This is a genomic window from Streptomyces sp. NPDC001904 (genome assembly GCF_040297005.1).
Taxonomy (GTDB): domain Bacteria; phylum Actinomycetota; class Actinomycetes; order Streptomycetales; family Streptomycetaceae; genus Streptomyces.
The window spans coordinates 116,157-130,542 of the sequence record NZ_JBEOYI010000012.1; the positions used below are offsets into that span (position 1 = coordinate 116,157).

Annotated in this window: 12 protein-coding genes; 6 read left to right on the forward strand and 6 right to left on the reverse strand. The window is 71.5% G+C overall.

The window, feature by feature from the left end; translation table 11 throughout:
* Positions 1-10 precede the first annotated feature (10 nt).
* The 6 genes from ABT127_RS20905 to rhaI form a co-directional block, all read right to left on the reverse strand.
* On the reverse strand, positions 11-658 hold the full coding sequence (locus tag ABT127_RS20905; RefSeq protein WP_351451990.1) for a LutC/YkgG family protein: 648 nt from the start codon (positions 656-658) through the stop codon (positions 11-13).
* On the reverse strand, positions 655-2,133 hold the full coding sequence (locus ABT127_RS20910; protein WP_351451992.1) for a lactate utilization protein B: 1,479 nt from the start codon (positions 2,131-2,133) through the stop codon (positions 655-657). Before ABT127_RS20910 ends, ABT127_RS20905 begins: the two co-directional genes overlap by 4 nt.
* Complete coding sequence (locus ABT127_RS20915; protein WP_351451995.1) at positions 2,130-2,903, reverse strand: (Fe-S)-binding protein; 774 nt, start codon at positions 2,901-2,903, stop codon at positions 2,130-2,132. Before ABT127_RS20915 ends, ABT127_RS20910 begins: the two co-directional genes overlap by 4 nt.
* An 84-nt stretch (positions 2,904-2,987) precedes the next feature.
* Positions 2,988-4,430: a rhamnulokinase gene (locus ABT127_RS20920; protein WP_351451998.1), complete on the reverse strand. Its 1,443-nt coding sequence runs from the start codon at positions 4,428-4,430 to the stop codon at positions 2,988-2,990.
* 94 nt (positions 4,431-4,524) lie between these two features.
* Positions 4,525-6,564: a bifunctional aldolase/short-chain dehydrogenase gene (locus ABT127_RS20925; protein ID WP_351452001.1), complete on the reverse strand. Its 2,040-nt coding sequence runs from the start codon at positions 6,562-6,564 to the stop codon at positions 4,525-4,527.
* A gap of 58 nt (positions 6,565-6,622) precedes the next feature.
* Positions 6,623-7,789 carry an L-rhamnose isomerase gene (rhaI, locus tag ABT127_RS20930; protein WP_351452004.1) on the reverse strand — a complete coding sequence of 389 codons (1,167 nt, stop codon included), beginning with the start codon at positions 7,787-7,789 and terminating at the stop codon, positions 6,623-6,625.
* Positions 7,790-8,155: 366 nt separating this feature from the next.
* Here rhaI and ABT127_RS20935 point away from each other — a divergent pair, with 366 nt between their 5' ends.
* From ABT127_RS20935 to ABT127_RS20960, 6 genes are all read left to right on the forward strand, one after another.
* Entirely contained in the window at positions 8,156-9,667 is a 1,512-nt protein-coding gene (locus ABT127_RS20935) for a sugar ABC transporter ATP-binding protein (protein WP_351452007.1), read from the forward strand.
* Positions 9,668-9,776: 109 nt separating this feature from the next.
* Positions 9,777-10,832 carry an ABC transporter permease gene (locus ABT127_RS20940; protein ID WP_502971748.1) on the forward strand — a complete coding sequence of 352 codons (1,056 nt, stop codon included), beginning with the start codon at positions 9,777-9,779 and terminating at the stop codon, positions 10,830-10,832.
* Positions 10,825-11,844 carry an ABC transporter permease gene (locus ABT127_RS20945; protein ID WP_351452009.1) on the forward strand — a complete coding sequence of 340 codons (1,020 nt, stop codon included), beginning with the start codon at positions 10,825-10,827 and terminating at the stop codon, positions 11,842-11,844. Before ABT127_RS20940 ends, ABT127_RS20945 begins: the two co-directional genes overlap by 8 nt.
* Positions 11,845-11,902: 58 nt before the next feature.
* On the forward strand, positions 11,903-12,988 hold the full coding sequence (gene rhaS, locus ABT127_RS20950; protein WP_351452012.1) for a rhamnose ABC transporter substrate-binding protein: 1,086 nt from the start codon (positions 11,903-11,905) through the stop codon (positions 12,986-12,988).
* 23 nt (positions 12,989-13,011) lie between these two features.
* Positions 13,012-13,332: an L-rhamnose mutarotase gene (locus ABT127_RS20955; protein WP_351452014.1), complete on the forward strand. Its 321-nt coding sequence runs from the start codon at positions 13,012-13,014 to the stop codon at positions 13,330-13,332.
* The gene (locus ABT127_RS20960; RefSeq protein ID WP_351452017.1) at positions 13,325-14,362 is read left to right on the forward strand and encodes a LacI family DNA-binding transcriptional regulator; all 1,038 of its coding nucleotides are present in this window, start codon (positions 13,325-13,327) and stop codon (positions 14,360-14,362) included. Before ABT127_RS20955 ends, ABT127_RS20960 begins: the two co-directional genes overlap by 8 nt.
* Positions 14,363-14,386 lie beyond the last annotated feature (24 nt).

Here is a 14,386-nt window from a genome sequence, read left to right on the forward strand (position 1 = left end):
ACCGCGCCGCTCAGTCCCCGCTCACCAGGACGACCTCCAGGGTGCGCGGTCCGTGCACCCCTTCGACCCGGTCCAGCTCGATGTCGCTGGTCGCGGACGGTCCCGAGATCCAGGTCAGCGGACGCGCCGGGTCGAGCCGTTCGAGGGCCTGCGGGACGGCGGACACGACCTGGTCCGGTACCCGGACGACCACGATGTGGTGGTCCGGGACGAGACTGATCCGGCGCCGGCCCTGGTCGGGGGAGGCGTCGAGGACGAGGGTGCCCGTCTCGGCGACGGCCACCGCGCAGCCGGTGACCACGCTCTCGACCCGGTCGAGTTCCGCGGCGGTGGCGACCGCCCGGTCGTGGACGCGCGTCGGGTCGGCTGCCGACATCCACTCCTCGGGCAGTCCCGGCGGGACGAGCACGGTCTGCGAACCGCGTGCGGCGAGCAGCCGCGCGATCAGGTTCGGCAGCTCCCCGTCGGCGCACCGGTGCACGATCGCCCGGTAGTCCGCGAGGTTCTCCGCGAGCAGGTCCACCGTCTGCTCCACGGTCCGTTCGCCGTGCTCGCGCCGATAGCCGCGGTCGATGTCGGTGTCGTACGAGACGGGCGGCGCGACGGGGCCGCCCAGGGCCCGCCGGACCCGGCCGAGGATCACGTCCCTGCTGCTCACTTGCCGCTGTCCTTTCCGCCGTCGGTCCGCTGCCACCAGTCGCGGAAGGACTCCGGGGGGATCTCGGGGAGATCCCGGGTCGCCGTCCAGGCGCGTCCCGGGCCCGGGAGCGTACGGGGATGGAAGCGGCGGGTGCGTGACGCCAGGCGCTGCCCGGTGGCGAGGGCGGCCGGGTGGGTGAAGGCCCAGCGGGCGGCGCGCATCGCGGCGCGCTCCGCCGCGTGTCCCTTGGCGGGCTTGAGGGTGACCTTCACTCCGCGTCGGGTCACCTCGCCGCCCTCCACGACCCGCTCGCGCAGATGGACGAGGACCTCCGGGATGTCGATGGCGACGGGGCAGACCTCGTAGCAGGCACCGCACAGCGAGGACGCGTACGGCAGTGACGCGTCGATGGCGCTCGCGGTGCCACGCAGTTGCGGGCTGAGGATCGCACCGATGGGGCCGGGGTAGACGGAGCCGTAGGCGTGACCGCCCGCCCGCTCGTAGACCGGGCAGACGTTGAGGCAGGCGGAGCAGCGGATGCAGCGCAGCGCCTGGCGGCCGACCTCGTCGGCGAGGGTGTCGGTGCGGCCGTTGTCGATCAGGACCAGATGGAAGGTCTGCGGGCCGTCGCCGTCGGTGGTGCCCGTCCACATCGACGTGTACGGGTTCATCCGCTCGGCCGTCGAGGAGCGGGGCAGCGTCTGGAGGAAGACCTCCAGGTCGCGCCAAGTGGGCACGATCTTCTCGATGCCGACGACCGAGATCAGGGTCTCGGGCAGGGTCAGGCACATCCGGCCGTTGCCCTCGGACTCGACCACGACCAGGGTGCCGGTCTCGGCGACCATGAAGTTGGCGCCCGAGATGCCGACCTTGGCGCGCAGGAACTTCTCCCGCAGGTGCAGCCGGGCGGCCTCGGCGAGTTCGGCCGGGGTGTCGGTGAGTCCGTCGGGGGCGGGGCGGCCCCAGCGGCCCATCTCCTGGGCGAAGATGTCCCGGATCTCGCCGCGGTTGCGGTGGATGGCCGGCACCAGGATGTGCGAGGGACGGTCGTCGCCCAGCTGCACGATCAGCTCGGCGAGATCGGTCTCGTAGGCGTGGATGCCCTCGGCCTCCAGGTGTTCGTTGAGCCCGATCTCCTGGGTGGCCATCGACTTGACCTTGACGACCTCCGACTCGCCGGTGTCCCGCACGAGACGGGTGACGATGCGGTTGGCCTCGTCGGCGTCGGCGGCCCAGTGGACGGTGCCGCCCGCCGCCGTGACCGACTCCTCCAACTGGACCAGATAGTGCTCCAGATGGCGCAGCGTGTGGTCCTTGATCTGCTTGCCGGCCTCCCGCAGCAGCGCCCAGTCGTCGAGTTCGGCGACGGCTCGGGCCCGCTTGTCGCGGATGGTGTGGGTGGCGTGCCGCAGATTGGCGCGCAGGGTGGTGTTCCGTACGGCGTCGTGCGCGGCCTTCGGGAAGGCGGGCATGCCGAGATACGTGCCGCTCATGACAGGGGGGCCTCCTCCGTGCTCGCCAGGATCTCCGCGATGTGCACCGGCCGCATGCCCACCTTCAGGCGCGACATCGTGCCGCCGATGTGCAGGAGGCACGAGTTGTCGGCGGCGCAGAGCGTGTCGGCGCCGGTGGACTCCGCGTTGCGGACCTTGTCGGTGCCCATCGCCGCCGACACGTCGGAGTTCTTCACGGCGAAAGTGCCGCCGAAGCCGCAGCACTCCTCGGCTCCGGGCAGCTCCACCAGCTCAAGTCCCTTGACCGCCCTGAGGAGTTGGGTGGGGCGGTCGCCGAGACCGAGGGAGCGCAGGCCGTGACAGGTCGGGTGGTACGTCACCTTGTGCGGGTAGAAGGCGCCGACATCGGTGACGCCCAGCACGTCCACCAGGAACTCGGTCAGCTCGTACGTCTTCGGGATCACCGGCGCCAGCGTCGCCGCGAGCCGGTCGCCGCGGCCCTCGGCACGCGCCCGTTCCCCCATGCGGGGGTACAGCTCGCGCACCATCGCCGCGCACGAACCGGACGGCGTGATGATTGCGTCGTAATCACCGGAGGCGATCCCCGGCCCGAAGACATCGGAGTAATGACGGGCCAGCGGCTCGGCCTCGCGGCGGTATCCGGTGTTGTAGTGCGGCTGTCCGCAGCAGGTCTGGGCGGCCGGGAAGTCCACCTCCACGCCCAGTCTGGTCAGCAGTTTCACCACGGCACGGCCCGTGTCCGGGTAGAGCGTGTCGTTGACGCAGGTCAGGAAGAGCGCGACACGCATCGTGGCCCCTTCGGTTGTCGGTGCGGCTCGATCATCGGATGGGTACAGCGGATGCGTGCAGCGTACGTGGTCGGCGGTCCCGGGTCACGAGGTGGTGACCCGGACGTGGGCGGCCGTCCACGCCGCCCGGTCGCCGCGCGGCTCGTACCGGGTCAACGGCTGGGTGGAGGCGAGCAGTTGCCGCATCGCGGCGAGATCGCCCACGACGCCGTCGGCGCGCGCCTGCACGAGGACGTTGCCGAGCGCGGCCGCCTCCGCGGGACCCGCCACCACGGGCAGGCCGCAGGCGTCGGCCGTCAACTGGCACAGCAGCGCGTTGCGGGCCCCGCCGCCGACGATGTGCACGACGTCGACCTCGCGGTCCGCCAGCCGGGCCGCGTCCAGGACGGCCCGGCGGTGGGCGAGGGCGAGCGAGTCGAGGATGCAGCGGGTCGTCTCGGCGCGGGTGCGCGGCTCGGGCTGACCGCTCGCACGGCAGGCGGCGGCGATCCGGCCGGGCATCCCGCCCGGCGCCAGGAAGTCGCTGTGACCGGCGTCCACGACGGAGCGCAGCGGCTCGGCCCGCGCCGCGGCGTCCAGGAGAGCGGTCACGTCCGTTTCCCGCCAGTCGCGTTGGCACTCCTGGAGCAGCCACAGGCCCATGATGTTGCGCAGATAGCGGACCGTGCCGTCGATGCCGAGCTCGTTGGTGAAGTTCGCCGCGCGGCTCTCCTCGAAGCGGACGGGCGCGGGCAGTTCGAGGCCCGCGAGGGACCACGTCCCGGTGCAGATGTAGGCGAAGCGCGGTGTGGTGGCCGGCACCGCCACCACCGCCGACGCCGTGTCGTGGGAGGCGACCGCCGTCACCGGGACCGGACCGGTCAGGCCGGTCTCCTCCAGGACGTGCGGCAGGAGTTCACCGGCCGGATCGCCGGGACGGCGCAGGGGCGGGAAGAGCCCGAGGTCGATGCCCGCGCGGGCCGCTGTGCGGTGCGCCCAGTCCCCGGTGCCCGGGTCGATGAGCTGGGTGGTGGAGGCGTTGGTGAGCTCCGTGCCCGCCCGGCCGGTGAGCCAGTACGTGAGGAGGTCCGGGATCATCAACAGCTGTTCGGCCGAACGGAGTTGGACGGAGTCGCGGGCCGCCGTGAGCTGGTACAGGGTGTTGAACGGCGCGTACTGGATGCCCGTGGCCGCGTACAGCTCGGACTGCGGGACCGCCGCCCACACCTGCTCCGCGACGCCGTCCGTGCGGGTGTCGCGGTAGTGGAACGGATTGCCGAGAAGTCGCCCGTCGGCGTCGAGCAGGCCGTAGTCGACGGCCCAGCTGTCGATGCCGAGGGAGCGGACCGGGCCCGCCGCGCGCAGCCCGTCGAGGACACCCGCGTACAGGGCGAGGATGTCCCACTGGAGGGCGTCTCCGGTGCGGACCGGTCGGTTCGGGAAGCGGTGGGACTCCGTCAGGGTGAGCGTGTCGGGGGTGACCCGGGCGGTCATGACTCGGCCGCTCGATGCGCCCAGGTCTATTGCGGCGTAGGGGAGTTCGGGCATGCGTGGGCTCCGGAGAGGTGCTGGGGACGTGCTCGTGTGCGGGTGCGTCGTGGTTGCGCGCAGTTCCCCGCGCCCCTGACGGGGCCCGTTCGGGTCAGCGCAGGAAGGCCGCCGCCACACCCGCGTCCACCGGGACGTGCAGCCCCGTGGTGTGCGTGAGGTCCCCGCCGGTGAGGGCGAACACGGCGTTCGCGACGTGCTCGGGGAGGACCTCGCGCTTGAGCAGGGTGCGCTGGGCGTAGAACTCGCCCAGCTTCTCCTCCTCGATCCCGTACGTCGCCGCGCGCTGCGCGCCCCAGCCGCCCGCGAAGATGCCCGAGCCGCGCACCACTCCGTCCGGGTTGACGCCGTTGACGCGGATGCCGTCCCTGCCCAACTCGGCCGCCAGAAGCCTGACCTGGTGGGCCTGGTCGGCCTTGGTGGCGGAGTAGGCGATGTTGTTGGGGCCCGCGAAGACCGCGTTCTTGGAGGCGATGTAGACGATGTCTCCGCCCATGCCCTGGGCCTTCATCACGCGCGCCGCCTCGCGGGAGACGAGGAAGGAGCCGCGGGCCATGATGTCGTGCTGGAGGTCCCAGTCCTTGGCGGTGGTCTCGAGCAGCGGCTTGGAGATCGAGATGCCGGCGTTGTTGACGACGAGGTCGACACCGCCGAAGGCGAGCGCGGCCGCCTTGAACGCCTCGGTGATCTGCTCCTCCGACGTGACGTCCACCGTCACCGCGATCGCCTGGTCCGTGCCGCCGAGTTCACCGGCGACCGCCGCCGCGCCCTCGGCGTTCAGATCGGCCACCACGACACAGGCGCCCTCGGCCGCCAGGCGCTGGGCGATGGCCCGGCCGATGCCGCTGCCCGCGCCCGTCACCAGCGCCACGCGGGTCGCGAGCGGCTTGGGCCGGGGCATCCGCCGGAGCTTGGCCTCCTCCAGGGACCAGTACTCGATGCGGAACTTCTCCGACTCGTCGATCGGCGCGTACGTGGAGACCGCCTCGGCGCCCCGCATCACGTTGACGGCGTTGAGGTAGAACTCGCCCGCCACGCGCGCCGTCTGCTTGTCCTTGCCGAAGGAGAACATGCCGACGCCGGGGACGAGGACGATCGCCGGGTCGGCGCCGCGCATCGCGGGGGAGTCGGGGCTCGCGTGTCGCTCGTAGTAGGCGGCGTACTCCTCGCGGTAGGCGGCGTGCAGCTCCCTCAACCGGGCTTCCACCGCGTCGGATCCGGCCGTCGGCGGCAGGTCGAGGACCAGCGGGCGGACCTTCGTGCGCAGGAAGTGGTCCGGGCAGGACGTGCCGAGCGCCGCCAGGCGCGGGTGCTCGGCACGGGCGAGGAAGTCGAGGACGGCCTCGGAGTCGTCGAAGTGGCCGACCTGGGGGCGGTCCGTGGAGGCGAGGCCGCGGATCAGCGGGGCGAGCGCGGCGGCCCGCTCGCGCCGTCCGGCCGGGTCGAGCGGCGCGTACCCGTCGAGGACCGGGCCGAACGGCTCCGCCGTGCCGTGCTCGGCGAGGAACGTCTCCGCGGTACGGATGATGAACAGCGAGTTCGCCTCGCACTCCGCGGCCGTGTCGCCCCACGCGGTGATGCCGTGCCCGCCGAGGACACAGCCGACGGCCTGCGGGTTGGCGGCCTTGACGGCGGCGATGTCCAGGCCGAGCTGGAAGCCGGGCCGCCGCCACGGCACCCACACCACCTTGTCGCCGAAGCACCGGGCGGTCAGCTTCTCGCCGTCGGCCGCGCAGGCAAGGGCGATCCCGGAGTCGGGGTGCAGGTGATCGACGTGGGCGGCGTCCACCAGACCGTGCATGGCCGTGTCGATGGAGGGCGCCGCGCCGCCCTTGCCGTGCAGGCAGTAGTCGAACGCGGCGACCATCTCGTCCTCGCGCTCCACTCCCGGATACACCTCGGTCAGCGCCCGCAGCCGGTCGATGCGGAGCGCGGCGAGACCGGACGCGGTGAGCGTGCCCAGGTCGCCGCCCGAGCCCTTCACCCACATCAGCTCGACGTCGCCGCCGGTCACCGGGTCGGGGGCGAGCGCCTTCGCGGACGTGTTGCCGCCGGCGTAGTTGGTGTTGCGGGGATCGGCGCCGAGCCGGTTGGAGCGCTCCAGCAGAGCGGCGACCTCGGGGTGCACAGCCATGAAAAGTCCTAGGGAAGAAGGGGGGACGGGTGCCAGCGGGGACGGGGCCGGGCGGGGCTCAGGCGCCCCAGCCCGCCTGCTCGCCGCCCACCCGCTCGGCCACGATCCGCTCCTGCCACCCCGAGGCCGCGTACCCGGCGACCGGGTCCGGGCGCAGGCCCCGCTCCTCGCGCCACTCGGCGAGCAGCGGCCGCACGTCGGTGTTGTAGGCGTCCATCAGCACGGCGTTGGCGGCCAGCACGTCACCCGTGGCCTGCGCCGCGCCCAGCGCCTCGCGGTCGACGAGCAGCGCCTTCGCCGTCGCCTCCTGCACGTTCATCACGGAGCGGATGACCGCCGGGATCTTCGCCTCGATGTTGTGGCACTGGTCGAGCATGAACGCCACGTTCGTGACCGGGTCGAAGCCGCCGTTCCTGGCGACCTCGTACAGGATCCGGAAGAGCTGGAACGGGTCGGCGGCGCCCACCATCAGGTCGTCGTCGGCGTAGAAGCGGGAGTTGAAGTCGAAGCCGCCGAGCTTCTTCTCGCGCAGCAGCAGCGCGACGATGAACTCGATGTTGGTGCCGGGCGCGTGGTGGCCGGTGTCCACGACCACCTGCGCCTTGTCGCCGAGCTTCATGCATTGCAGGTAGGAGGTGCCCCAGTCCGGTACGTCCGTCGTGTAGAAGGCCGGCTCGAAGAACTTGTACTCCAGGAGCAGTCGCTGGTCGTCGCCGAGCCGCTCGTAGACCGCCGCCAGCGATTCGGCGAGGCGGTCCTGGCGGGCCACGATGTCGTCCTGGCCCGGGTAGTTGGTGCCGTCGGCGAACCACAGCTTCAGGTCCTTCGAACCCGTCGCGTCCATGATGTCGACGCAGGCCAGCAGGTGCTCGACCGCCTTGCGGCGGATCCTGGGGTCGGGGTGGCAGACGCTGCCCAGCTTGTAGTCGTCGTCCTGGAAGGTGTTGGAGTTGACCGCACCCAGTTCCAGGCCGCGCTCCTTCGCGTACGCGCCGAGCGCCGCGTAGTCGTCGACGGTGTCCCAGGGGATGTGCAGCGCGACCTTCGGGGCGATGCCGGTGAACTCGTGCACCTTCGCCGCGTCGTCCAGCTTCTCCCGGGGCGTGCGCGGCACGCCGGCCTGGGCGAACACCTTGAACCGGGTGCCGGAGTTGCCGTAGCCCCAGGACGGTGTCTCGATCCGCTGGTCGGCGAGTGCGGCCTTCACGGCAGCGATGTCAGGCATGTCCACCTCTGAGTGCGCGGGTTGCCGCATGCCCCCGGTCGGAGCGGGCACGGGCGAGGAGCGGGAAAACGTGAACCTTGATGCGTGAATCGATTCACTTCGGTGGGGAAGTTAACCCCGGGGATGGCGCCCGTCAAGAGGTCGCGCATGAGCTCAACTGCGTTACGTAATCGTGTCGCACGTCGTGCGATCCCTCTGGCGCGGACCCCTTGACCTCTTCGGCGAGGCGGGGCTAGCTTCCGGGCAACTTCACTGAAACATTTCACGCCGGATGGTCGAGGCGTCCGTCGGACGCCCTCGGCCATCGCTCGTGCGGACGGCACGGCACCGGCCCGCCCCCCTCTCGCAGACCCACGGAGACATGTCATGACGCATCCCGAACCGGAGAAGACTCCGGTCCTCGCGCTGGAGGAGGTGAGCAAGTCCTTCGGCGCCGTGCGGGCCCTGCGCGGCGTCAGCCTGCGCCTGTACCCCGGCGAGGCGCACGCCCTGGCCGGAGAGAACGGCGCGGGCAAGTCGACGCTGATCAAGACCCTGGCCGGGGTGCACCGGCCCGACACCGGGAGGGTGTTGCTCGACGGCGCGCCGGTGGAGTTCCACGGCCCCGCCGACGCCCGGGACGCCGGCGTCGCCGTCATCTACCAGGAGCCGACGCTCTTCCCCGACCTGTCGATCGCCGAGAACATCTTCATGGGGCGCCAGCCGCGCCGCTCCCTCGGCCGCGTCGACCACCGCGCGGTGAACGACGCGACGGCCGCGCTCTTCAAGCGGCTCGGCGTCGAACTCGACCCGGACCAGCCGGCCCGCGGCCTGTCCATCGCCGACCAGCAGCTCGTCGAGATCGCCAAGGCGCTCTCCTTCGACGCCCGGGTCCTGATCATGGACGAGCCGACCGCCGCCCTCACCGGCAGCGAGGTCGCCCGCCTCTTCGGCGTCGTTCGGACCCTGCGCGAGCAGGGCGCCGCCGTGCTCTTCATCTCGCACCGCCTGGAGGAGATCTTCGAGCTGTGCCAGCGGGTCACCACCCTGCGCGACGGCGCCTGGGTGAGCAGCGAGCCGCTCGACGGGCTCACCGAGGACGACCTCGTGCGCCGCATGGTCGGCCGCGACCTCGACGAGCTCTACCCCAAGCAGGACACCGAACTCGGCGACGTGGCGCTGAGCGTGCGCCGGCTGACCCGCGAGGGCGTCTTCACCGACATCTCCTTCGAGGTGCGCCGCGGCGAGATCGTCGGCCTCGCCGGGCTCGTCGGCGCCGGGCGCAGCGAGGTGGCCCGCGCCGTCTTCGGCGTCGACCGCTTCGACGGCGGCGAGGTCGAGGTGCTCGGCAAGCGGCTCAAGCCCGGTGCGCCGAGTCTCGCGATGCACGCGGGCCTCGCCCTCGTCCCCGAGGACCGGCGCGCCCAGGGCCTGGTGATGGACATGTCCATCGAGCGCAACATCGGGCTGACCGGGTTCGCCGCCACCAGCCGGGCGGGCCTGATGAACCGGAAGGCCGAGCGCAGCCGCTCGCTCGACTGGGCGGTCAGGCTCCAGGTGAAGTACGCGCGGCTCGCCGACGTCGTCGGCACCCTGTCCGGCGGCAACCAGCAGAAGGTCGTGCTCGCCAAGTGGCTGGCCACCGGACCGCAGGTGCTCATCGTGGACGAGCCGACGCGCGGCATCGACGTCGGCACCAAGGCCGAGGTGCACCGGCTGCTGTCCTCGCTCGCCGCCGAAGGCGTCGCCGTGCTGATGATCTCCTCGGACCTGCCGGAGGTGCTCGGCATGGCCGACCGCGTGCTCGTCATGCACGAAGGGCGGCTCGCCGCCGAGCTCTCACGGGCCGAGGCCAGCGAGGAGTCCGTCATGGCCGCCGCGACGGGGAGGGCCGCGTGATGTTCGCCGGATCGCCGTCGGGGGTCGTCCGTTCGTCGTGGCCGAGCGCGCCCCGCGGCGCAGCCGCTGAACGACGCAGCCCCGCGCCCCTGAGGGAGATGTTCGCATCGTGACCATGACAGCGCAGCCCGTACGCGAGGACGCCGTGCCCGAGCCCACCGCCGGGCGGCGGCTCATCGACAAGGTGTTCAAGGCCCGCGAGCTGGCCGTGGCCGGCGTGCTCGTGGTGATGCTGCTCGCCACCGAGGTCTCCAACACCGAGTTCCTGTCCGAACAGGGCGTCAAGGACCTGCTCCTGAACGCCACCATCCTCGTCCTCGTCGCCACCGGCCAGGCCGTCGTCGTCCTCACCCGCAACGTCGACCTGTCCGTCGGATCGGTGCTCGGCATCTCCGCCTTCGCCGCAGGGAACTACCTCCAGGGCGGCGGCAGCTCCCTGATCGCCGTGGTCTACGCCGTCGTCATCGGCGCCGTGTTCGGCGTCCTGAACGGCGCACTGGTCAGCCTAGGCAAGGTGCCCGCCCTCGTCGTCACCCTCGGCACGCTCTACGTCGTGCGGGGCATCGACTCCATCTGGGTCGGCTCCGAGCAGATCGTCGCCGCCGACCTGCCGAACGGCTTCGTCGACTTCGGCCACGACGGCCTGTGGGTCGTGCCCTACCTGGCGCTGCTCGCCCTCGCCGTGCTGCTCTGCGTCGGCTACTACCTGCGCAGTTTCCGCAGCGGCCGGGAGATGTACGCGCTCGGCTCGAGCCCCGAGGCCGCGACCCTGGCAGGCATCCCCGTCCGCAAGCGCATCATGACCGCCTACATCCTGTGCGGCGCGCTCGCCGGACTCGCCGGCGCCCTGTACCTGGCCCGCTTCGGCAACGTCGACTCCGGCACCGGCAACGGCTACGAACTCACCGTCGTCAGCGCCGTCGTGGTCGGCGGCGTCGCCTTCACCGGCGGCTCCGGCACCGTCTACGGCGCGGCCCTCGGCGCCCTGCTGCTGACCTCGATCAACAGCGTGCTGCCCGCCATCGGCGTCAGCTCCGTCTGGGTCACCGCCATCAACGGCGTCCTGCTGCTGCTCGCCATCGCCGTCGACCGGATCCTGGCCCTGCGCGTCGCCGCCGTGCTCCGCAAGCAGGCCGCACAGATGAGGAGCGCCCGCCATGCCTGACTCCATCAAGGCCGCATCCCCGAAAGGCCTGGTGCGCTGGGACACCGCCGTCGGCGCCCTGCTGATCGTGCTGCTGCTCTGCTCGTTCTCGTTCGTCGACAACTTCGGCAACGCGCTCAACGTGTCGTTCCTGATCGGCAACACCCTGCCGATCGCCCTGATCGCCCTGCCCATGACGATGCTCGTCATCTCCGGCGAGGTCGACCTGTCGGTCGGCTCCACCGCCGGTCTTTCCGGCGCCGTCATGGGCGCCCTGTGGAACAACGGCATGGCCATCGAGACGATCATCCCGCTCTGCCTGCTGCTCGGTGTCGTCTGCGGCCTGGTCAACGGCCTGCTCGTGACCCGCCTCGGGCTGCCGTCCCTCGCCGTCACCATCGGCACCATGGCCGCCTACCGGGGGATCGCGCAGATCGTCCTCGGCTCGGACTCGGTCACCGACTTCCCCTCGCAGTACCTGGACTTCGGCGCGGGCCGGTTCGGCGACACGTTCGTCCCGTACGCGGCCCTGCCGTTCGTGATCCTGCTCGCCGTCGCCGTCGTCGTGCTGCACGCCACCCGCGTGGGCCGCTCGCTGTTCGCGATCGGCGCCAACGAGGAGGCCGCCCGGTTCGCCGGCGTCCGCGTCAAGCGCCTCAAGCTGTCCATGTTCGTCACGACCGGCCTGCTGTCCGCCCTCACCGGCGTGTTCTGGGCCCTGCACTACGCCAGCGCCCGCTACGACAACGCCACCGGCCTCGAACTGTCCGTCATCGCCGCCGTGCTCCTCGGCGGCATCGACTTCGACGGCGGCAAGGGCACCCTGGGCGGCGCCGTCGCCGGTGTGTTCCTGCTCGGCTCGCTGCAGAACGTGATGAGCCTGCTCAACGTCTCCGCGCAGTCCCAGATCGTCGTCACCGGCGTCCTGCTCGTGATCTCGGTGCTCGCCCCGCGCGTCGGCCGCCAGGTCGCCCAGTCCAGGGCACGCCGCAGGACCGCCGCCGCGCTACCACCGGCGCCCACCGCCACCTGACACGCGGCCCTCGTACGTCGCACACAAGTCCCGTTCCCACCACCGCTAAGGAACCCTCATGTCCGTCACCGCCCGAACCCGCCGGCTCACCGCCGCGCTCGCCGTCACCACCGCCCTCGTCGTCGGCGCCACCGCGTGCGGCGGCACCACCAAGGACGACGCGAACAAGGAGGCGGCGAAGTCCAACGCCGCGGGCAAGGCCGACCCGAACGCGGCCACCAAGAAGGGCCTCACGGTCGCCTTCCTGCCCAAGCAGGTCAACAACCCGTACTTCACCACCTCCGACAACGGCGGCAAGAAGGCGCTCCAGGAACTGGGCTCGACGTACAAGGAGGTCGGCACCAGCAGCGGTACCGACACCTCGGGACAGGTCTCCTACGTCAACACCCTCACCCAGCAGCAGGTCGACGGCATCGCCGTGTCGGCGCAGGACCCGGGCGCCCTGTGCACCGCCCTGAAGCAGGCGATGAAGAACGGCGTCAGCGTCGTCACGTACGACTCCGACACCAAGGCCGACTGCCGCAACGTGTTCGTCTCGCAGGCCTCCGCCGAGGACCTCGGCCGCACCCAGGTCCAGCAGATCGCGAAGCAGATCGGCAACAAGGGCGAGATCGCGATCCTCTCGGCGGCCCAGACGGCCACCAACCAGAACACGTGGATCGACTACATGAAGGACGAGCTGAAGAAGCCCGAGTACAAGGACATCAAGCTCGTCACGACCGCCTACGGCGACGACGACGCCCAGAAGTCGTTCCAGCAGACGCAGGGCCTGCTCCAGGAGCACCCCAAGCTGAAGGGGATCATCTCCCCGACCACCGTCGGCATCAAGGCCGCCGCCCAGTACCTGTCCGGCTCCAAGTACAAGGGCAAGGTCAAGCTCACCGGCCTCGGCACCCCCAACGACATGAGGGCCTACGTCAAGAACGGCACCGTCGACGCGTTCGAGCTGTGGGACCCGGCCAAGCTGGGCGCGCTCGCCGCGCACACCGCCGTCGCCCTGGAGTCCGGCCGGATCACCGGCAAGGAGGGCGAGACGTACAAGGCCGGTGACATGGGCGAGTTCACCATCGGCAAGGACGGTGTCGTCAGCCTCGGCAAGCCGACCGTCTTCGACAAGGCGAACATCGACGACTTCAAGTTCTGAGCGGCGAAGGGAACACGACGGACATGCAGCGCGTCTGCTTCCTGCTCAAGGTCAGGGCCGACCGCGTCGACGCCTACCGCGCCCGCCACGAGGACGTGTGGCGGGAGATGCGGGAGGCACTGACCGCGACCGGCTGGCACAACTACTCGCTCTTCCTGCGCGAGGACGGCCTGCTCGTCGGCTACCTGGAGACGGAGAACTTCGAGGCGGCGCGGGCCGCCATGGACGCCACCGACGTCAACGCCCGCTGGCAGGCCGAGATGGGCTCCTTCTTCGAGGAGCTCGACGGGCAGGCGCCGGACGCCGCGATGCGGCCGCTCACCGAGGTCTTCCACCTTGCCTGAGCGGCCGGGTCGCCGGTCCACGGCCGGCATCAAGGACGTGGCGCGCGTCGCGGGAGTCTCCGTGGGCACCGTCTCCAACGTCCTCAACCAGCCGCACCGGGTCTCCGAGACGACCCGCCGCCACGTCCAGCAGGTCATCGCCCGCCTCGGCTACGTCCGCAGCGAGTACGCCCGTCAGCTGCGCGCGGGCCGCAGCCGCATGATGGGGCTGCTCGTGCTCGACATGGGCAACCCGTTCTTCGTCGACGTCGCGCGCGGTGCCGAGCGCGCCGCGCGCGACGCGGGCCTCGGCGTCATGGTCTGCAACAGCGGCCAGGACCCGGCGGAGGAGGGCGAGTACCTCTCCCTCTTCGCCGAGCAGCGGGTGCGGGGCGCGCTCGTCACCCCGGCCGACCCCAGCGGCAGCACCCTGCGCGACTTCCGGCGCCACGGCATTCCGTACGTGGTCGTGGACCGGGTCGCCGGCGACGAGGAGGGCTGCTCGGTCGCCGTCGACGACGTGTCGGGCGGCGCCCTCGCGCTGCGCCATCTGGTCGCGGGCGGTCATCGTTCCCTCGCGTTCGTGAGCGGGCCGCCGCACCTGCGCCAGGTGCAGGACCGCAGGGCGGGCGCCCACAAGGCGCTCGCCGAGGCGGGACTGCCGGACACGCTGCTGCGCGAACTGCCCACCGAACGGCTCGACGTGGCGGCGGGACGCGACGCGGGCGCCCGCCTCCTCGGCCTGGCCCCCCGTCCGACCGCCGTGTTCTGCGCGAACGACCTCCTTGCGCTCGGCGTGCTCCAGGCGCTGTACGCGGCCGGGGTGCGGGTCCCCGAGGACGTGTCCATCGTGGGCTACGACGACATCGAGTTCGCGGCGGCGGCCACGGTCCCGCTCACCTCGGTCCGCCGGCCCGCGCTCACCCTGGGCGCGATCGCCGCCGAACTGCTGCTCCAGGAGACGGGCGAGCGAGCTGCGGCCCACCGGCATCAACATGTCGTACTGCGACCGGAGCTGGTGGTCCGCGGGTCGAGCAGGGCCCGACCGTGAACGCGGCGGGGGCCGGACGGCGCG

Excerpts from the sequence above, each read along its gene's own strand:
- ABT127_RS20910 (WP_351451992.1), bottom strand. The coding sequence starts at position 2,133 with ATGAGCGGCACGTATCTCGGCATGCCCGCCTTCCCGAAGGCCGCGCAC.
- ABT127_RS20915 (WP_351451995.1), bottom strand. The coding sequence starts at position 2,903 with ATGCGTGTCGCGCTCTTCCTGACCTGCGTCAACGACACGCTCTACCCG.
- ABT127_RS20920 (WP_351451998.1), bottom strand. The coding sequence starts at position 4,430 with ATGCCCGAACTCCCCTACGCCGCAATAGACCTGGGCGCATCGAGCGGC.
- ABT127_RS20925 (WP_351452001.1), bottom strand. The coding sequence starts at position 6,564 with ATGGCTGTGCACCCCGAGGTCGCCGCTCTGCTGGAGCGCTCCAACCGG.
- rhaI (WP_351452004.1), bottom strand. The coding sequence starts at position 7,789 with ATGCCTGACATCGCTGCCGTGAAGGCCGCACTCGCCGACCAGCGGATC.
- ABT127_RS20935 (WP_351452007.1), top strand. The coding sequence starts at position 8,156 with ATGACGCATCCCGAACCGGAGAAGACTCCGGTCCTCGCGCTGGAGGAG.
- ABT127_RS20945 (WP_351452009.1), top strand. The coding sequence starts at position 10,825 with ATGCCTGACTCCATCAAGGCCGCATCCCCGAAAGGCCTGGTGCGCTGG.
- rhaS (WP_351452012.1), top strand. The coding sequence starts at position 11,903 with ATGTCCGTCACCGCCCGAACCCGCCGGCTCACCGCCGCGCTCGCCGTC.
- ABT127_RS20955 (WP_351452014.1), top strand. The coding sequence starts at position 13,012 with ATGCAGCGCGTCTGCTTCCTGCTCAAGGTCAGGGCCGACCGCGTCGAC.